Raw genomic sequence first — 18,533 nt, 5'->3', positions numbered from 1 at the left:
GCTCGCGAGCTGGGCAGGAACGGACAGTCAGAGTTAGAGTAACCGAACGATCGGTCGGGACAAGGGGGTCCGCCGCATCTGTGGAAAACCCCGTGCGGGAGGATCGCGAGCATGACAGCACTCGACCTCAACAGCCCCGTGGCCGTCGTCGGCACCGGCACCATGGGCCAGGGCATCGCCCAGGTCGCGCTGGTCGCGGGCCACCCCGTGCGGCTCTACGACGCCCTCGCGGGCCGTGCCGACGCGGCGGCCGAAGCGATCGGCGCGCGCCTCGACCGGCTGGTGGAGAAGGGCCGGTTCAGCGGCGCCGACCGGGACGCCGCGCGCGAGCGGCTGCGACCCGCGCACAGCCTCGACGAGCTGGCGGACTGCGTGCTCGTCGTCGAGGCGGTCCTCGAACAACTCGACGTCAAACAGCGGCTGTTCCGCGATCTCGAGGACATCGTCGGGGACGACTGCCTGCTCGCCACCAACACCTCGTCCCTGTCCGTCACCGCCATCGGCGGCGCCCTGCGCAACCCCGGCCGCCTGGTCGGACTGCACTTCTTCAACCCGGCGCCGCTGCTGCCCCTCGTGGAGGTCGTCTCCGGGCACGCGACCGACTTCTCGTCGGCCACGCGCGCGTACGAGACGGCACGCGCCTGGGGGAAGACCCCGGTCGCCTGCGCCGACACCCCCGGTTTCATCGTCAACCGCATCGCGCGGCCCTTCTACGCCGAGGCCTTCGCGGTGTACGAGTCGCAGGCCGCCGATCCCGCCACCATCGACGCGGTCCTGCGCGAGTCCGGCGGTTTCAGGATGGGCGCCTTCGAGCTCACCGACCTGATCGGCCAGGACGTCAACGAGTCCGTCACGCACTCCGTGTGGCAGGCCTTCTTCCAGGACCTGCGCTTCACCCCCTCGCTCGCCCAGCGGCGGCTCGTCGAGTCCGGCCGGCACGGCCGCAAGACGGGACACGGCTGGTACGACTACGGGGACGACGCCGAACGCCCCGAGCCGCACACCGCCGAGAAGGCGCAGCCGCCCGCCCACGTCGTCGTCGAGGGCGACCTCGGACCGGCCTCCGAGCTGGTCGCCCTGATCCGCGAGGCGGGCATCCAGGTCCGCGAGGACGAGGAGGACCACGGCACCCGCATGCTGCTGCCCAGCGGCGGCCAGCTGGTCCTCGCCGACGGGCAGACCTCGATCGAGTTCCGCGACGTCGTCTACTTCGACCTGGCGCTGGACTACCGCAGGGCCACCCGCATCGCCCTGTCCGCCTCGCAGGACACCGCGCCCCAGACGGTCGCGGAGGCCATCGGCCTCTTCCAGGCGCTGGGCAAGGACGTCAGCGTCATCGGGGACGCCCCCGGCATGATCGTCGCCCGGACCGTGGCCCGCATCGTCGACCTGGCGCACGACGCCGTCGCGAAGGGAGTGGCCACCGAGGAGGACGTCGACACCGCGATGCGCCTGGGCGTCAACTACCCCCTGGGCCCCTTCGAGTGGTCCCGCAGGCTCGGCAGGACCTGGGCGCACGACCTCCTGGAGGAGCTGCACCTGCGCGAGCCCTCCGGCCGCTACGCCCCCTCGCTCGCGCTGTACCGCCACGGGCACGCCACCGAGAAGCGGGAGGGCACCTCATGACCACGGCCAAGCGCGACACGTACACCCCGGAGACCCTGCTCTCCGTAGCCGTCCAGGTCTTCAACGAGCGCGGCTACGACGGCACCTCCATGGAGCACCTCTCCAAGGCGGCCGGCATCTCCAAGTCGTCGATCTACCACCACGTCGCCGGCAAGGAGGAGCTGCTGCGCCGGGCCGTCAGCCGCGCTCTCGAAGGCCTCTTCGAGATCCTCGACGAGGAGCACGCGCGCGTGGGACGCGCCGTGGAGCGCCTGGAGTACGTCGTACGGCGGATGGTCGAGGTGCTGACCGCCGAGCTGCCGTACGTGACGCTGCTGCTGCGGGTGCGCGGCAACACGGGTACCGAGCGGTGGGCCCTGGAGCGGCGCCGCGACTTCGACCACCGGGTGGCCGAGCTGCTGAAGGACGCGGCGGCGGACGGGGACGTGCGCAGCGACGTGGAGGTCCGGCTCGCGACCCGGCTCGTCTTCGGGATGATCAACTCGATCGTGGAGTGGTACCGGCCGGACGGGCGGGGCATGGGCGAGCGCGAGGTGGCCGACGCGGTCGTCCAGGTGGTCTTCGGGGGACTCAGGGCCGAGAGCTGATCTCAGCCCTCCGGCTCCAGGTCCTCCTCCTCGAACACGAGCAGCGTCCGCGTGCTGAGCACCTCCGGGATCGCCTGGAGCCGGGTGAGGACCAGCTCGCGCAGCGCCCTGTTGTCGGGCGTGTGGACCAGCAGCAGCACGTCGAAGTCGCCGCCCACCAGCGCGATGTGGGACGCGCCGGGCAGCACCCGCAGCTGTTCGCGCACCGTGCGCCAGGAGTTCTGCACGATCTTGAGGGTGATGTACGCGGAGGTGCCCTGTCCCGCGCGTTCGTGGTCGACGCGTGCCCCGAAGCCGCGGATCACGCCGTCCTCGATGAGGCGGTTGATCCGCGCGTAGGCGTTCGCCCGTGACACGTGGACCCGTTCGGCCACCGAGCGTATGGAGGCGCGGCCGTCCGCCTGGAGCATCTGCAGGATGTCCTGGTCGATCGCGTCGAGCGGACGGGCGGGCGGCGCGACCGCGCCGGCCTCCGGCGGCTCGGCCATTTGTTCAGGTGCCATGTCCCCCCGCCTCCCTACCATGGACGTACTGCGTCCATCTCAGGCTGTGCAGAACCGTTTGTCCACAGCCTGCGGGTGCCTGTAGCCAAAATGTGCCGACGACCGAACAATCGGTAGGTGAGGCGCATCACACCCGTGATGCGTCCCGAGCCACTCCCACGAGGAGGTGCCGTCATGACGGTCATGGAGCAGCGAGGTGCTTACCGGCCCACGCCGCCGCCCGCCTGGCAGCCCCGCACCGACCCCGCGCCGCTGCTGCCCGACGCGCTGCCCCATCGCGTCCTCGGCACCGAAACGGCCGCACAGGTCGACCCGGATCTGCTGCGCCGTCTGTACACGGAGCTGGTGCGAGGCCGCCGCTACAACACCCAGGCCACGGCCCTCACCAAGCAGGGCCGCCTCGCGGTCTACCCCTCCAGCACGGGCCAGGAGGCCTGTGAGGTCCCCGCCGCGCTCGTCCTGGAGGAGCGCGACTGGCTGTTCCCCAGCTACCGCGACACCCTCGCCGCCGTCGCCCGCGGCCTCGACCCCGTCCAGGCCCTGACCCTCCTGCGCGGCGACTGGCACACCGGGTACGACCCGCGCGAGCACCGCATCGCCCCCCTGTGCACCCCTCTCGCCACCCAGCTCCCGCACGCCGTGGGCCTCGCCCACGCCGCCCGTCTGAAGGGCGACGACGTGGTCGCGCTCGCCCTGGTGGGCGACGGCGGCACCAGCGAGGGCGACTTCCACGAGGCGCTGAACTTCGCCGCCGTGTGGCAGGCCCCGGTCGTCTTCCTCGTCCAGAACAACGGCTTCGCCATCTCCGTCCCGCTCGACAAGCAGACCGCGGCTCCGTCGCTGGCCCACAAGGCCGTCGGCTACGGAATGCCCGGGCGCCTGGTCGACGGGAACGACGCGGCGGCCGTGCACGAGGTCCTGAGCGACGCCGTGCGCCACGCGCGCGCGGGCGGCGGCCCGACGCTCGTCGAGGCCGTGACGTACCGCATCGAGGCCCATACGAACGCCGACGACGCCACCCGCTACCGCGGTGACTCCGAGGTCGAGACCTGGCGCGCGCACGACCCGATCGTGCTCCTGGAGCAGGAGCTGACCGAGCGCGGTCTCCTCGACGAGGAGGGCATACAGGCCGCCCGTGAGGCCGCCGAGACGATGGCCGCGGACCTGCGCGCCCGGATGAACCAGGACCCGGTCCTCGACCCCATGGACCTGTTCGCCCATGTGTATGCCGAGCCCACACCGCAACTGCGTGAACAGGAAGCGCAGTTGCGTGCGGAGCTGGCGGCCGAGGCCGAGCCGGACACCGCCGCCGGATCCGAGTCGGAAGGCAGGGGCCGATGACCACCGTCGCCCTCAAACCCGCCACGATGGCGCAGGCCCTCACCCGCGCGCTGCGCGACGCCATGGCCGCCGACCCGAGCGTCCACGTCATGGGCGAGGACGTCGGCACCCTCGGCGGCGTCTTCCGGGTCACCGACGGCCTCGCCAAGGAGTTCGGCGAGGACCGCTGCACGGACACCCCGCTCGCCGAGGCGGGCATCCTCGGCACGGCCGTCGGCATGGCGATGTACGGGCTGCGGCCGGTCGTGGAGATGCAGTTCGACGCCTTCGCCTACCCGGCCTTCGAGCAGCTGATCTCGCACGTGGCGCGGATGCGCAACCGCACCCGCGGCGCCATGCCGCTGCCCCTGACCATCCGTGTCCCGTACGGCGGCGGCATCGGTGGCGTCGAGCACCACAGCGACTCCTCCGAGGCGTACTACATGGCCACTCCTGGCCTCCATGTCGTCACGCCCGCGACGGTCGCCGACGCGTACGGGCTGCTGCGCGCCTCCATCGCCTCCGACGACCCGGTCGTCTTCCTGGAGCCCAAGCGGCTCTACTGGTCGAAGGACACCTGGAACCCCGACGAGCCGCAGTCCGTGGAGCCGATAGGCCGCGCGGTGGTGCGCCGGGCGGGCCGCAGCGCCACGCTCATCACCTACGGGCCGTCCGTGCCCGTCTGCCTGGAGGCCGCCGAAGCCGCGCGGGCCGAGGGCTGGGACCTGGAGGTCGTCGATCTGCGCTCCCTCGTCCCCTTCGACGACGAGACGGTGGCCGCGTCGGTGCGGCGGACCGGACGCGCGGTCGTCGTGCACGAGTCCGGCGGTTACGGCGGCCCCGGCGGGGAGATAGCGGCCCGGGTGAGCGAGCGCTGCTTCCACCACCTGGAGGCGCCGGTGCTGCGGGTGGCCGGGTTCGACATCCCGTATCCGCCGCCGATGCTGGAGCGGCACCATCTGCCCGGAGTCGACCGGATCCTGGACGCCGTGGCGCGCCTCCAGTGGGAGGCGGACCACTGATGGCTCAGGTGCTGGAGTTCAAGCTTCCCGACCTCGGCGAGGGACTCACCGAGGCGGAGATCGTCCGCTGGCTCGTGGAGGTCGGTGACGTCGTCGCCGTCGACCAGCCCGTCGTGGAGGTGGAGACGGCCAAGGCGATGGTCGAGGTCCCGTGTCCCTACGGGGGCGTGGTCACGGCCCGCTTCGGCGAGGAGGGCACGGAACTGCCGGTCGGCTCCCCCCTGCTGACGGTCGCGGTCGGCGGCGACGCGCCGGCCTCCGGCGGCGCGGACGAAGGGTCCGGCAATGTGCTCGTGGGCTACGGCACCGGGGCGCCTCCGGCGCGGCGCAGGAGGGTGCGGACGGCGCCGGTCACGCCCGCCCGGCCCGCCGGGGACGCCCTGTCGAACGGCGGCTCCCCGGCCGCCGGCCGGGGAGCGGCCTCCTCCACTGGGCCACTCGGCACGGGCCGGGGAACCGGCGTGGACACGGCGGCCCCCGGGCGGGCGGCCGTGCCCGAGCGCATGGACGCGCGGGGACTGACGGACGGGCGGGAACGCGGTAACGCGGGAACGCTGACGACCGGCCCCGTTCCCGTCATCTCACCGCTGGTGCGCAGGATCGCCCGGGAGAACGGCCTGGACCTGAGGGCGCTGACGGGCTCCGGCCCTGACGGGCTGATCCTGCGGGCGGACGTGGAACACGCGTTGCGCTCGCCCGACGCCGCCCCCGGACGGCCGGAGGCCCTCACCGGACTCCGTACCCCCGAAGCGGCCCCCGCCCCCATGCCCACCGCCGCGCCCGCGGCCGACACCCGTGTCCCCCTGCGCGGCATCCGGGGCGCCGTCGCCGACAAGCTCTCCCGCAGCCGGCACGAGATCCCCGACGCGACCTGCTGGGTGGACGCCGACGCGACCGAACTCCTCGCCGCCCGCGCGGCGATGAACGCCGCCGGCGGTCCGAAGATCTCCCTGCTCGCGCTGCTGGCCCGGATCTGCACCGCCGCGCTGGCGCGCCACCCGGAGCTCAACTCGACCGTCGACATGGAAGCCCGCGAGATCGTCCGGCTCGGCCACGTCCACCTCGGCTTCGCGGCACAGACCGAACGCGGCCTCGTCGTCCCCGTCGTCCGGGACGCGCACACCCGCGACGCGCAGTCGCTCAGTGCCGAGTTCGCCCGGCTCACCGAGGCCGCACGGACGGGGACCCTGACCCCCGGTGACCTCACGGGCGGCACCTTCACGCTGAACAATTACGGGGTGTTCGGCGTCGACGGCTCCACACCGATCATCAACCACCCCGAGGCGGCCATGCTCGGCGTCGGCCGGATCGTCCCCAAACCCTGGGTGCACCAGGGCGAGCTGGCGGTGCGACAGGTCGTCCAGCTCTCGCTGACCTTCGACCACCGGGTGTGCGACGGCGGCACGGCGGGCGGCTTCCTCCGGTACGTGGCGGACTGTGTCGAGCAGCCGGCGGTGCTGCTGCGTTCCCTGTGATCGCCGCGGCCCGCATACTCGGGGGATGACCGCGTACGAGCCACCGGGCGCCCCCGGCCCCGCCGCCCCGTACGACGCCGTCGTGCTCGCCGGCGGCGCCGCCCGGAGGCTGGGCGGCGCGGACAAACCCGGTGTGCGGGTGGGCGGGCGCCCCCTGCTCGACCGGGTGCTCGCCGCCTGTGGCGCGGCCACCACCACAGTGGTCGTGGCCGAGCCCAGAGCCACCGCGCGACCCGTGCGGTGGGCCCACGAGGAGCCGCCGGGCGGAGGACCGCTGGCCGCGCTCGACGCCGGCCTGCGGCGCACGTCGGCGGAGGACGTCGTGGTGCTCTCCGCCGATCTGCCGTTCCTGGACGAGGGGACGGTACGACGTCTCCTGGACACGCTGCGGGGGAGCGACACCCCATACGGCGCGGGGCGCCCCGAGGGCGTGCTGCTCAGCGATCCGGGCGGCCGCGACCAGCCGCTCGTGGCCGCGTACCGGGCGGGGGCCCTGCGCCGGGAACTGGCCGCGCTCACCGCCGCGCACGGCGGCCTGTCCGGTCTGCCGCTGCGACGGCTCACCGCCGCGCTGGACCTCACCCGCATCTCCGACCCCGTCGCGTCCTTCGACTGCGACACCTGGGACGACATCGCCGCCGCCCGGGCACGTATCAGGGAGCATGGGCACGTGTTGGATGAATGGATTTCCGCAGTCAAGGACGAACTGGGCATCGACCTGGACGTCGACACCGGCGTCCTGCTCGACCTGGCGCGCGACGCCGCGCACGGAGTCGCGCGGCCCGCGGCACCGCTGACCACGTTCCTCGTGGGATACGCGGCCGCGCGGGCCGGGGGAGGCCCCGAGGCCGTGGCCGAGGCCGCCCGCAAGGCCGCGGCACTGGCGCTGCGCTGGGCCGAGGAGGACACCCCCGAGGGCACACCCGACGCCGATACCGGAGCGGGGCCGGACTCCCGCGCCGCCACGGATTCCGGCGCCGAGCCCGGCTCCCACGCCGCCCCGGACGCCTGATGACCTCGCCGGGCGCCCGCGTCGGCCAGGACGCCGACGAACTCGACGTGGAGGAGGCCCTGGCCTTGGTCAAGGACCCCCGACGCCCGGCGGGTCCCGGGCGGGGCCACGACGCCACCGGGGCCCGCACACCCGCGCCCGGGACCGGACACGCTCCGCACGCCGAGCGGCACGAGCACGGCGCGGAGCACCGGGCCACCCCCTGGCCCGACGCCCGCACCACCGCCGAGCGCGCCGCCCGTGCCCTGCCGCGCCGCGCTCACCGCTCCGTCCCGCTCGACGCGGCACTGGGCCTGGTGACGGCCGCGCCGCTCACCGCGCTCACGGACCTGCCGTCCTTCGACACCTCCGCGATGGACGGCTGGGCGGTCGCAGGCCCGGGACCCTGGGACGTCCGTGAGGAAGGAGTCCTCGCGGGCCGCACGGAGCCGGAGCGGCTCACCGACGGCGAGGCGGTGCGGATCGCCACCGGCGCACGCGTCCCGCGGGACGCCACCGCCGTCCTGCGCAGCGAGCACGGACACATCGACGACAAGGGACGGCTGCACGCGACCCTCCCCGGCGCCCTCGGCTCGGGGCGGTCCGGCGGGACGCCCACGGTCGTGCACGGTCAGGACATCCGGCCGCGCGGCCAGGAGTGCCGCAGCGGAGACCAGCTCCTGTCCTCCGGCGCCCTGGTCACCCCCGCCGTGCTGGGCCTCGCCGCGGCCGCCGGATACGACACCCTCGCCGTCATCCCTCGCGCACGCGTCGAAGTCCTCGTCCTCGGTGACGAGTTGCTCACCAAAGGACTCCCCCACGAGGGTCTGATCCGGGACGCGCTCGGCCCGATGCTGCCGCCCTGGCTGCGCGCGCTCGGCGCCGACGTCGTCGCCGTGCGCAGACTGGGCGACGACGCCAAAGCCCTGCACAAGGCGATCACCGGCTCCGGCGCCGACCTGATCGTCACGACGGGCGGCACCGCCGCGGGCCCCGTCGACCACGTCCATCCGACCCTGAGCCGTATCGGCGCCCCGCTCCTCGTGGACGGGGTCAAGGTGCGCCCGGGCCACCCCATGCTGCTGGCCCGCACCAAGGAGGACCAGTATCTCGTCGGCCTGCCCGGCAACCCCCTGGCGGCCGTCTCAGGCCTGCTCACGCTCGCCGAGCCGCTGCTGCGCATCCTGGCCGGGCGGGTGGCGCCGGAGCCGTACACGCTGCCTGTCGGGGAAGGAGTGCACGGACACCCGTACGACACCCGGCTCATCCCCGTCACCCTGCACGGCGACCAGGCGGTTCCGTTGCGCTACAACGGTCCGGCCATGCTGCGCGGCATCGCCGCCGCCGACGCCCTCGCGGTCGTACCGCCCGGTGGTGCCCGCCCAGGTCAGGAGCTGGAACTCCTGGACCTCCCTTGGGCGTTGGCCGGAGCCGGTATCTGATCGACATGAGTCAGGGCGCCGGCCGGAGCCGGCTCATGCGCCGGACGGTGAGCGGGGTGATCGGGATCGGGATGATCGGGATCGAGGAGTGTTTCACGTGAAACGTCCGGACCGTGCTCCGGTCGTCCGTCAGGGACGCCGGTCGGACCGGCGGTCTGTCACCACTCGTTGTCGTTGATCACCCGGAAGCTGCCCACGACACCGTCGTCACCGAACATGGCGCCGGCGATCAGTGCGTCGGTCCCGAACGCGTCTCCGTAGTTGGGACTGGTCACGACACCGTGGGTGGCGCCGTGGGGGCCGACGGTGGCGACCGGGGAGCCGCCGTTGCAGTTGAACCCGCGATAGACCTCGACGGTCCTCCAGCTGTCGTTTTCGATGCTGAAGCTGTTGGCGCCCAGACCGCTGGCCGCGGCGATGCAACCCTCGATGGAGCCGGAGTACGTCCGCTCGTTGAAGTAGATGTACCCGGGTCCCTCGTGGCCTGAGCCGTGGCCGCGTCCCCCGCGGTCGCCGCCGTCACGGTCGCCGCCCTCGCCGCCCTTGTTCACGTTCGCGCTGCCGCCGTCGAGGGGAGGCGTGGCGGGGATGGCCTTCTTGGTGGAGGGGGCGGCCTGGTGGGCGGCCGGGAGCGCCCGATGGGCGGCCGGGGCGGCCTGCGTGGACTCGGAGGGTGAGGCGTAGGTGATGCCGGTGGTGGCGAAGGCCGCTGCGCCTACGGCGGCGGCCACGGCGAAAGTACGCGTGGGCATGGGACTTCTCTCTGCCTCGGAGACGTCGGCCGGACAGCCGACCTGTGTTGAACGTACTAATGGCACCAATCGCTGTCATATCGGGCATGTCCAACGTGTGATGTCAGGGGACCGGACGGGTGCAAAAGAGGAACTCACCGCATAACGGCTCGGAGATGAGTGCCTGGCGTGCCGTCAGCGCGTGTCGCCCGTTCAACTGCGCGGAAGGCTCTGCCTGATGCTGATCACCCGGTCTCCGGGCTGAAGGACGGCGGCCTCCGGGTCGGTGTGGTCCAGCACCTTCTTGCGCCGTACGACGGCGACGACGAGATCGGAGCACTCGCGAGGAGACCGGCCCACCTCCTCCTCGCTCACCGCACGTTCGACGAGATCGAGTCCGCTGCCGTGGGTCATCAGGTCCTCCAGGGTGTCGGCCACGTGCGGGCTGGCGACGGAGACGCCGAGGAGACGGCCCGCCGAGCTGGAACTCGTGACCACGGTGTCCGCGCCGCTCTGTCTGAGCAGGGGGACGTTCTCGTCCTCCCGGACCGCGACGACGAGAGCCGCGCGTTTGTTGAGCTGGCGTGCGGTGAGTGTGACCAGCGCCGCGGTGTCGTCGCGCTGCGGGGCGACGATGACGCGGGCGGCCGTCTGCAACTCGGCCTTGCGCAGGGTGTCGGTGCGTGTCGCGTCGCCGAGCACGGCCACGAGCCCGTCGTTGCCGGCGGCCTCGACCGCCTTGCGCTGCGGATCGACGACGACGATGTGGTCCTTCGCCGTGCCCTGGCCCAGCAGCGACTCGACGGCGTGCCTCCCCTTGGTGCCGTATCCGACGACCACGACGTGGTCCCGCATGCGCGAACGCCACCGGTGGACGCGCACCTGCTGGCGGGTGCGCTCGGTGAGGACCTCCAGCGTGGTGCCGACCAGGATGATCAGGAACAGCACACGCAGCGGCGTGATGACGAGGATGTTGGTGAGCCGGGCGGCGTCGCTCACCGGAGTGATGTCGCCGTACCCGGTGGTCGAGAGGGTGACGGTCGCGTAGTACGCGGCGTCCAGGAAGTCGACGCGGCCGTCCGCGTTGTCGTTGTAGCCGTCACGGTCGACCCAGACGAGGACCGTCGTCACGGCCAGCACCAACAGCGCCATGGCCAGCCGCCGCAGGACCTGCTGGAGCGGCGGCAGTGGGCTCTCGGCGGGCATGGTGATGGAGCGTCCGGCCTCGGCGTCCTCCAGGGCCTCCACCCGCGACCGGTGCCAGAGGGACCGGAGGATCGAGAACCTCTCGGGTCTGGGGAGTGGCTGCTTGTCGTGGTTCATGGCTTGCCCCCTGCGGCGGTGATCCGGTCGGTCAGCACGGTGACCATGGTCCCGGACGAACGTTCCCCGGCACGCGGGCCGCGGAATCCGGCACGCCGCCCCCCTGCCGCGACCTCGGCCACGACCGCCGGAGGGCGAGCGGGGAGCCTCCCGGACGAACGCGGGCGCGCCGTCCTGTCGGCGGTGGCGCCGTACCCGTTGGCAGTAGCGTCGTCACCGTTGCCAGGTTCGTAGGGTGCATGCGGAAGACTGCTGGAGGGGGCGGCCTTGAGGGACCACACGGTTGTTGTCGGCTTCGGGACCAAGGGGCGGTCGGCGGTGCGGACCGTCTGCGTGACGGGGCTGAGGAAGGAGCAGGTCGTGGTCGTCGACCCCGGCTCCGAGGCGGCCGCCGCGGCGACGGCCGAGGGATACACGGTGATCGTCGGTGACGCGACCCGCGGCGACGTGCTGGCACGGGCCGAGGTCCAGAAGGCCCGGCAGATCATCATCGCGACCCAGCGCGACGACACGGCCGTGCTGGTCACGCTGACCGCCCGGCAGCTCAACCGCCAGGCGAAGATCGTGGCCGCGGTGCGGGAGGAGGAGAACGCCCCGCTGCTGCGGCAGTCGGGCGCCGACGCCGTCATCACCAGTGCCAGCGCGGCGGGACGGCTCCTCGGGCTCTCCGTGCTCAGCCCCAGCGCGGGCCTGGTCATGGAGGACCTCATCCGGCAGGGCAGCGGACTCGACATCGTCGAACGTCCCGTCATAAGGGCCGAGGTGGGCCTGGGCGTACGCGAGACCGGCGACCTGGTGGTGAGCGTCGTACGCGGGCACCGGGTGCTGGGATACGACGATCCGGCCGTCGGGGCGCTCCAGCTGACCGACCGGCTCATCACGATCGTGCGGGGAGCTCCGCGTCCCCCGGTGGCGCCGGGCACCCGGGCCCTCCCGCAGGAGTAGCGTCGCCCTCATGTACGCGATCACGATTCCTGAACCTGGTGGGCCTGAGGCGCTGGTGTGGGACGAGGTCCCGGACCCCGTGCCCGGCGAGGGCGAAGTTCTCGTCGAGGTGGTGGCGAGCGCGGTCAACCGCGCCGACCTGATGCAGCGGCAGGGCTTCTACGCGCCGCCGCCCGGAGCGTCCCCCTACCCCGGCCTCGAATGCGCGGGACGCATCGTCGAGACCGGACCCGGTGTCTCGGGGTGGGCCGTCGGCGACGAGGTGTGCGCGCTGCTCGCCGGCGGTGGCTACGCCGAGAAGGTCGTCGTCCCGGCCGGACAGCTGCTGCCCGTGCCCGAGGGCCTGGACCTCAAACTGGCGGCGGCGCTGCCCGAGGTGGCCTGCACCGTCTGGTCGAACGTCTTCATGATCTCCCACCTCCGTCCGGGCGAGACCCTGCTCGTGCACGGCGGCTCCAGCGGCATCGGCACCATGGCGATCCAGCTGGCCAAGGCCGTGGGCGCGAAGGTCGCCGTCACGGCGGGCACCAAGGAGAAACTCGACTTCTGCGCCGAGCTCGGCGCGGACATCCTGATCAACTACCGCGAGCAGGACTTCGTCGAGGAGATCGAGCGGGCCACGGACGGCACGGGCGCCGACGTCATCCTCGACAACATGGGCGCCAAGTACCTCGACCGCAACGTGCGGGCCCTCGCCGTCAACGGACGGCTCGCGATCATCGGTCTCCAGGGCGGCGCCAAGGGCGAGCTCGACATCGGCGCGCTCCTCACCAAGCGGGCCGCCGTCAGCGCGACCTCGCTGCGCGCCCGCCCGCTCGGCGAGAAGGCGGCGATCGTCGCGGCCGTCCGCGAGCACGTGTGGCCGTTGATCGACTCCAGCCACGTGCGCCCCGTGGTCGACCGCGAGCTGCCGATGAGCGAGGCCGCGGCGGCGCACCGGATCCTGGAGGAGAGCGGTCACATCGGCAAGGTGCTGCTCGTCGCTCCCTGACGCGTTTTCCTGAGGCCCTGAGGTCCTGTCGGCCCCCGGTGTCCTCGGAGAGCCCACGACGGACGGCGTGGCGCCGGGGGCAGACGGCCAGGCAGTGGGTGGTGTGGCTGGGCGGACCGCTCAGCCACGCCGCAGGCGCAGGGCGACGAACGCCATCCCCAGGCCCAGGCCGACGAGGATCAGGCCGCCGCCCAGGGGCAGGATCCGCAGTGTCGGCCGTGCAGGTGCGGTGCCGGGGCGGACGACGTACTGCTCGACGGGTACGGCCCCGTCCGGTGGCCCGGTGGTGACGCCTCCCGTCCCGTCCACGCTGTCCTGCGGGGTGCCGGTGTCCTCCTGGGCGGGATCCCGGTCCGTGTAGGTCGGCGGGGAGTCCTCGTCGTTCTCCTCGCGCCCCTGATCCCTCTCCGCGCGTCCGGGCCGCGCCCGGCCGGCTCCCGCGTCGCTACCGGCGCGGGAGTCCTCCGCGACGGGGGTGGGTCCGGCGGCCTCCGGAACGGACGGCGCGTCGGCGGAGGCCCGCCCTGGGGCCGGTCCGGAGGCCGCGGCGGCGGCCGGGACGGAGGGCGAGCGGGACGGCGCGTGGTCGGCGGAGGGCCGAGGGGACGGCGAGTGGACCGCTGAGGGCCGTCGGGACACCGACGGGGACGGCCGGCGGGCCGGTGACGCGGACGGGCTGCGGGACGGTGACGCGGACGGCCTGCGGGACGACGGCGCCGCGGACGGCCTGCGGGCCGGTGACGCGGACGGTGGAGCGGACGGCGAGGTGGCCGGTGGTGCTGTCGGTGGTGCGGAGGATGCGGCCGCGTACGAGGCGGCCCAGGACGGGGCCGCCACGGTGGTCGCCAGAATCAGCAGCAATATCAGCCCGCGGGGTGGGCCGAGCCATGGAGTCACGCCGGTGACCCCCTCCCGGTAGAGGAGTCCCATGATCATTGGGGCAAGCCTCACATGACACCATCTTCCCGGCATCCCGACGGTGACCGGCGGAGTGGATCACCCTGTGCGGGGGGCGCCACCGTGATGAGGTGGAGGGGTGCGAGACAATGGCGGCATGGAGATGCCGAGGAACGAAAGGTCGCCGGAGAACCCCCAGATCCTGGTCGTGGGCCAGGACGGAATGGCTCTCGGTGGCACCGGTGACGAGGACTCCCGCGAGGTCCCGGTGACAGAGATGGTCGAACAGCCAGCCAAGGTCATGCGCATCGGGAGCATGATCAAGCAACTTCTCGAAGAAGTGCGCGCCGCGCCTCTCGACGACGCGAGCCGGGTCCGGCTCAAGGAGATCCACGCCAGCTCGGTGAAGGAGCTGGAGGACGGCCTCGCCCCCGAACTGGTCGAGGAACTGGAGCGGCTCTCGCTGCCCTTCACCCACGACGCGACCCCCAGCGACGCCGAGCTGCGGATCGCCCAGGCGCAGCTGGTGGGCTGGCTCGAAGGTCTCTTCCACGGCATCCAGACGACCCTGTTCGCGCAGCAGATGGCGGCCAGGGCGCAGCTGGAGCAGATGCGCCGCGCCCTTCCGCCGGGCGTCGGGGGCGCGGAGGGCGACGAGGATCCGCGGACGGGCGGTCGCTCGGGCGGCCCGTACCTGTAGGCCGCCGCGGCACCGCGGACCGGAAAGCGGGCGACGGCACGGACACGGCGGGCCCGGCACGAGAGTGCCGGGCCCGTTCCTTGCTTCCGGCTTCCGGCTCCTGGCCTCCGGCCGTCGAGCGGATGGTCACCCGTCATCGGCCACCGGTGCCCGGTTGCCCGGGACCGGTCGTGACCGGCTGCCGGTCGTCACCGGTCGTCGTCACCGGTCGTTCAGGACGGGTCGCCGGTCGAGACCTTCAGTTCGATGTCGGGCATGTCCTTCGGGTCGACGTCCGTTCCGGCGGTGGGGAACTGCTCCATGACCGTGCCCTGGCCGTACGTGTTCTCGTCGACGGGGGTCTCCTTCATCCGCCAGCCCGCGGCCTGGAAGCAGGACTTGACCGACTTGATGTACCGGTAGGTGAAGTCCGGAACCTGGATCTTGTCCGGGTCGTCGTACGACTCCTGCGGATCCGTGCACTTCTCCGTGTCGATCGTCTTCGACGTGTCCGGACCCCGGTGGCTCGCCACCACGGACGGCGTCGTGCTCGTACCGCCGCCCCCCTTGTCGTCGCCGCCACCGCCGCCGTTCATCGACAGGGCGGTGAGCAGACCGCCGATCGCGACGATCGCGACGACGATCGACCCGATGACGACCCCCTTGTTGCTCCTGCGGTCCCCCGGACCGCCCGCGACGGACGTCACGTGCTGGGGCGCGAGGTTGTACGGCGGAGGGGTCGGCACACCGTGCTGCGGGGCGTACGGAGCGGTCTGCGGGGCCTGCTGGTAGCCGCCCTGCTGCGGATAGCCGTACGCCGGGGAGGAGGGCGTGGGCGGCGGCGTGGGCGCGCCGTAGGGGCCCGGCTGGTACGGGGTCTGCACGGGACCGGGCGTCGGCATCGACTGGTCGACCGGCGGGAAGACGGCGGAGCCCACGCCCGCGCCGCTCGACGTCCTGGCCCCCGGCACGATGCTCGGCGGAGCGACCTGAAGCGACTGGGCCACGCGCAGACACTCGTCGCGCATCGTCTCGGCGCTCGGGAAACGCTCGTTCGGGTTCTTCTTGAGCGCGCGGGCGATCAGCGCGTCCACGGCCGGCGGCAGCGAGCGGTTGACCGAGGAGGGCGCGACCGGCTCCTCCTGGACGTGCGCGTACGCGATGGCCAGCGGCGAGTCGGCCTCGAACGGCAGCCGTCCGGTGACCAGTTGGAACAGCATGATGCCGACCGAGTACAGGTCCGACCTGGCGTCCACACCCCGGCCGAGCGCCTGCTCGGGAGAGAGGTACTGCGGGGTGCCGACCACCATGCCGGTCTGGGTCATCGAGGTGACCCCGGACTGCATGGCGCGGGCGATGCCGAAGTCCATCACCTTGACGACGTTGCGCTTCGTCATCATCACGTTGCCCGGCTTGATGTCCCGGTGGACCAGACCCATCTCGTGGCTGATCTCCAGGGCCGCCAGCACGTCCGCGGTGATCTTCAGGGCCTTGTCGGCGGGCATGGCGCCGTACTGCTGGATGTCCGCGTCGAGGACCGAGCCGAGCGGCTTGCCCTCGATGTACTCCATGACGATGTACGGCGTCGTCATGCCGTTGAGGACGTCCTCGCCGGTGTCGAAGACCGAGACGATGTTCGTGTGCGTGAGCTTGGCCACCGACTGGGCCTCGCGGCGGAAACGCTCGCGGAAGGCCTGCTCACGGCCGAGCTCCGTGTGCAGTGTCTTGATCGCCACCTGGCGGTCGAGCACCGAGTCGTACGCGAGATGCACCGAGGCCATGCCGCCCTCGCCGAGCAGATCGCGCAGCTGGTAGCGGCCACCGGCGACCGCGCGCCCCGCGTACCGGCCCTGTGCGCCGTCCTGGCTCATGTTCTGCGTCCCCCATCGGCACGGCGGCAGCGTCGGCTGGTTGCTCCCGCGGTCCGTGATCGATTGACTGTGATCGAACCGATCGGCTGTGATCACCTGTGGTCCGGTGATCGATTGGCTGATTCCCGGCCAAGTCTGCCCGAGGGCGGTGACACGTCAAGCTCGGTGCCCGTTCCGTGACCGTACGCGAAAGAAGCGTCGCGGAAGCGTTACAGGTGCCGTACGGGCGGTACACAGGATTTGCGCGCGGGTACCCGGGGCGGGTTGGATGGCCGGTCCATCTCGATCCCATCTCGGACCGGCACCCCGCGCCGAGCCTGTAGCGTGGCTCGACGGAGACCGTAACAACCACCGCGCAGACCGCGGGCAGAAACGACGGCGAGGACTGATGGCACAGCAGCAGCGCGCTCAGGGCCCGTCCGACCCCGAGGCGACTGGCGGCGGTATGTCAGATGCGCCGGAGATGTGGGGTAACGGCGGACTTGTGGGGGATGGCCGGTATCGGCTGACCCACAGACTAGGCCGGGGCGGCATGGCCGAGGTGTTCGCGGCCGAGGACGTGCGCCTCGGGCGCACCGTCGCGGTCAAACTGCTCCGCTCGGACCTGGCCGAGGACCCGGTCTCGAAGGCCCGCTTCACACGCGAGGCCCAGTCGGTGGCCGGACTCAACCACCACGCCGTCGTCGCCGTGTACGACTCCGGCGAGGACGTGGTCGGGCACGGGGTCGTCCCGTACATCGTGATGGAGCTGGTCGAGGGCCGCACCATCCGGGACCTGCTCATCAACGCCGAGGCCCCCGGGCCCGAGCAGGCGCTGATCATCGTCTCGGGTGTGCTGGAGGCGCTTGCCTACTCGCATCAGCACGGCATCGTGCACCGGGACATCAAGCCGGCGAACGTGATCATCACGCAGACCGGTGCCGTGAAGGTGATGGACTTCGGCATCGCGCGCGCCCTGCACGGCGCGCAGTCGACGATGACCCAGACCGGCATGGTCATGGGCACCCCGCAGTACCTCTCCCCGGAGCAGGCGCTCGGCAAGGCCGTCGACCACCGCTCCGACCTGTACGCGACCGGCTGTCTGCTCTACGAACTTCTCGCGCTGCGGCCCCCGTTCACCGGTGAGACGCCGTTGTCGGTGGTCTACCAGCACGTCCAGGACATCCCGGTGCCCCCGTCCGAGGTCGCGGCGGCGGCGCCGCCCGAGCTCGACGGGCTGGTCATGCGCTCGCTCGCGAAGGAGCCGGACGACCGGTTCCAGACGGCCGAGGAGATGCGCGGGCTCGTCCAGTACGGGCTTCAGATGCTGTACGACCAGGGCGGCCACACCGGCACCTGGAACACCGGGCCGGTCACGGTGCACGAGGGGCTGCACACCCCGGCGGCGGGCTTCGCGGGTACGACCGCGCTGCCGCATCCCGGTGAGTCCGGGACCACGCAGATCCCGGCGCCGATCATCCCGCCGTACGGCGGCGGGGACGACGGCGGCTTCGAGGGGCGCGGCAACGGGGGCGGCGGCCGCGGCAAGCTGTGGATCCTCGCGGTGCTCGCGGTGATCGCGATCGCGGCGGGGGTCGCGCTCGCCCTCAACAACACCGGTGGCGGCGGCAGCGGCGGCACCGGCACGACCCAGTCGCCCAAGGTCACGCCGTCCGAGAAGGGCGACGAGCCCAGCGCGAGCCCGAGCGACGACTCCACGGACACCTCGACGGACAATTCCACGGACAACGGCACGGGCTCGGACTCCGGTTCGGACTACACGCCGTCGTACACCCCGTCCAAGAGCTACAGCAGCCGTCCCTCCGACGAGCCGTCCGACGAGCCCTCGGACACCCCGACGAAGTCGACGCCCTCGGAACCGTCGGACGAGCCGAGCACCGACGCGCCGGCCTCCCCGGACCCCACCGGAGACGGTGGTGGCGACACCCAGGGCAACACCGCGAATCCTTGAGGTGATCCGACCGAGACGCCCTCCACGCGCGCGTGAGGCCCGGAAACGGGCGCCACGCGCGCGTGGTGTTTCCGGGCCCCCAGGGCGGCGCCGCCCCGGGGGGCCGGGCGGGGGGGGCGCGCGGCCGGGGGGCGGGGCGCGCCCGGCGCCGGGGGGGCGGGCGCGCTGGCCGGGGCTGG

General features: G+C 72.5%; 16 protein-coding genes and 1 pseudogene. 12 read left to right on the top strand and 5 right to left on the bottom strand.

Annotated elements, in window-relative coordinates; translation table 11 throughout:
* Positions 1-111 precede the first annotated feature (111 nt).
* Together ACFV2J_RS30235 and ACFV2J_RS30230 are read left to right on the top strand one after the other, a co-directional pair.
* On the top strand, positions 112-1,626 hold the full coding sequence (locus tag ACFV2J_RS30235; protein WP_385086156.1) for a 3-hydroxyacyl-CoA dehydrogenase: 1,515 nt from the start codon (positions 112-114) through the stop codon (positions 1,624-1,626).
* Positions 1,623-2,213, top strand: a complete 591-nt coding sequence (locus ACFV2J_RS30230) for a TetR/AcrR family transcriptional regulator (protein WP_385086154.1) — start codon at positions 1,623-1,625, stop codon at positions 2,211-2,213. Before ACFV2J_RS30235 ends, ACFV2J_RS30230 begins: the two co-directional genes overlap by 4 nt.
* A gap of 2 nt (positions 2,214-2,215) precedes the next feature.
* On the opposite strand, the gene ACFV2J_RS30225 is transcribed toward ACFV2J_RS30230, so the two are convergent.
* On the bottom strand, positions 2,216-2,716 hold the full coding sequence (locus ACFV2J_RS30225) for an Lrp/AsnC family transcriptional regulator (RefSeq protein ID WP_385086152.1): 501 nt from the start codon (positions 2,714-2,716) through the stop codon (positions 2,216-2,218).
* Positions 2,717-2,890: 174 nt separating this feature from the next.
* Here ACFV2J_RS30225 and pdhA point away from each other — a divergent pair, with 174 nt between their 5' ends.
* From pdhA to ACFV2J_RS30200, 5 genes are read left to right on the top strand one after another with little or no spacing between them, the layout of a single operon-like run.
* A complete protein-coding gene (pdhA, locus tag ACFV2J_RS30220) occupies positions 2,891-4,057 on the top strand; it encodes a pyruvate dehydrogenase (acetyl-transferring) E1 component subunit alpha (protein WP_385086150.1) in 1,167 nt (388 codons plus the stop codon).
* The gene (locus tag ACFV2J_RS30215) at positions 4,054-5,058 is read left to right on the top strand and encodes an alpha-ketoacid dehydrogenase subunit beta (protein ID WP_385086148.1); all 1,005 of its coding nucleotides are present in this window, start codon (positions 4,054-4,056) and stop codon (positions 5,056-5,058) included. The genes pdhA and ACFV2J_RS30215 overlap by 4 nt, the downstream gene beginning before the upstream one ends.
* On the top strand, positions 5,058-6,533 hold the full coding sequence (locus ACFV2J_RS30210) for a dihydrolipoamide acetyltransferase family protein (RefSeq protein WP_385441595.1): 1,476 nt from the start codon (positions 5,058-5,060) through the stop codon (positions 6,531-6,533). The genes ACFV2J_RS30215 and ACFV2J_RS30210 overlap by 1 nt, the downstream gene beginning before the upstream one ends.
* 25 nt (positions 6,534-6,558) lie before the next feature.
* Positions 6,559-7,545 carry an NTP transferase domain-containing protein gene (locus tag ACFV2J_RS30205; protein WP_385441593.1) on the top strand — a complete coding sequence of 329 codons (987 nt, stop codon included), beginning with the start codon at positions 6,559-6,561 and terminating at the stop codon, positions 7,543-7,545.
* Entirely contained in the window at positions 7,545-8,966 is a 1,422-nt protein-coding gene (locus ACFV2J_RS30200) for a molybdopterin molybdotransferase MoeA (RefSeq protein ID WP_385095765.1), read from the top strand. Before ACFV2J_RS30205 ends, ACFV2J_RS30200 begins: the two co-directional genes overlap by 1 nt.
* Before the next feature lie 158 nt (positions 8,967-9,124).
* Here the strand turns inward: ACFV2J_RS30200 and ACFV2J_RS30195 are convergent, their stop codons facing one another.
* Entirely contained in the window at positions 9,125-9,718 is a 594-nt protein-coding gene (locus tag ACFV2J_RS30195) for a hypothetical protein (RefSeq protein ID WP_385441590.1), read from the bottom strand.
* Between the two features lie 192 nt (positions 9,719-9,910).
* A complete protein-coding gene (locus ACFV2J_RS30190; protein ID WP_385095759.1) occupies positions 9,911-11,020 on the bottom strand; it encodes a potassium channel family protein in 1,110 nt (369 codons plus the stop codon).
* 261 nt (positions 11,021-11,281) lie between these two features.
* On the opposite strand from ACFV2J_RS30190, the pseudogene ACFV2J_RS30185 reads away from it, so the two are divergent.
* Both ACFV2J_RS30185 and ACFV2J_RS30180 read left to right on the top strand, forming a co-directional pair.
* Positions 11,282-11,965, top strand: a pseudogene (locus ACFV2J_RS30185) (potassium channel family protein); the annotation flags it as partial.
* A 10-nt stretch (positions 11,966-11,975) separates the two neighbouring features.
* A complete protein-coding gene (locus ACFV2J_RS30180; protein WP_385441586.1) occupies positions 11,976-12,956 on the top strand; it encodes an NAD(P)H-quinone oxidoreductase in 981 nt (326 codons plus the stop codon).
* Positions 12,957-13,076: 120 nt separating this feature from the next.
* Here the strand turns inward: ACFV2J_RS30180 and ACFV2J_RS30175 are convergent, their stop codons facing one another.
* The gene (locus ACFV2J_RS30175) at positions 13,077-13,265 is read right to left on the bottom strand and encodes a hypothetical protein (RefSeq protein ID WP_385098215.1); all 189 of its coding nucleotides are present in this window, start codon (positions 13,263-13,265) and stop codon (positions 13,077-13,079) included.
* A gap of 166 nt (positions 13,266-13,431) precedes the next feature.
* Here ACFV2J_RS30175 and ACFV2J_RS30170 point away from each other — a divergent pair, with 166 nt between their 5' ends.
* A complete protein-coding gene (locus ACFV2J_RS30170; protein ID WP_385098218.1) occupies positions 13,432-13,875 on the top strand; it encodes a hypothetical protein in 444 nt (147 codons plus the stop codon).
* A gap of 135 nt (positions 13,876-14,010) precedes the next feature.
* Complete coding sequence (locus tag ACFV2J_RS30165) at positions 14,011-14,553, top strand: bacterial proteasome activator family protein (RefSeq protein ID WP_385098221.1); 543 nt, start codon at positions 14,011-14,013, stop codon at positions 14,551-14,553.
* 212 nt (positions 14,554-14,765) lie between these two features.
* Here the strand turns inward: ACFV2J_RS30165 and ACFV2J_RS30160 are convergent, their stop codons facing one another.
* Positions 14,766-16,403, bottom strand: coding sequence for a protein kinase (locus ACFV2J_RS30160; RefSeq protein WP_385096997.1), 1,638 nt, complete (start codon positions 16,401-16,403; stop codon positions 14,766-14,768).
* A gap of 388 nt (positions 16,404-16,791) precedes the next feature.
* Here ACFV2J_RS30160 and ACFV2J_RS30155 point away from each other — a divergent pair, with 388 nt between their 5' ends.
* The gene (locus ACFV2J_RS30155) at positions 16,792-18,354 is read left to right on the top strand and encodes a protein kinase (protein WP_385441581.1); all 1,563 of its coding nucleotides are present in this window, start codon (positions 16,792-16,794) and stop codon (positions 18,352-18,354) included.
* Positions 18,355-18,533 lie beyond the last annotated feature (179 nt).

The sequence above is a fragment of the Streptomyces sp. NPDC059668 genome (genome assembly GCF_042734135.1).
In the GTDB taxonomy this organism is placed as follows: Bacteria; Actinomycetota; Actinomycetes; order Streptomycetales; family Streptomycetaceae; genus Streptomyces.
The sequence above is the reverse complement of the archived record's forward strand: the minus strand, read 5'-3'. Positions and strand labels throughout refer to the sequence as shown.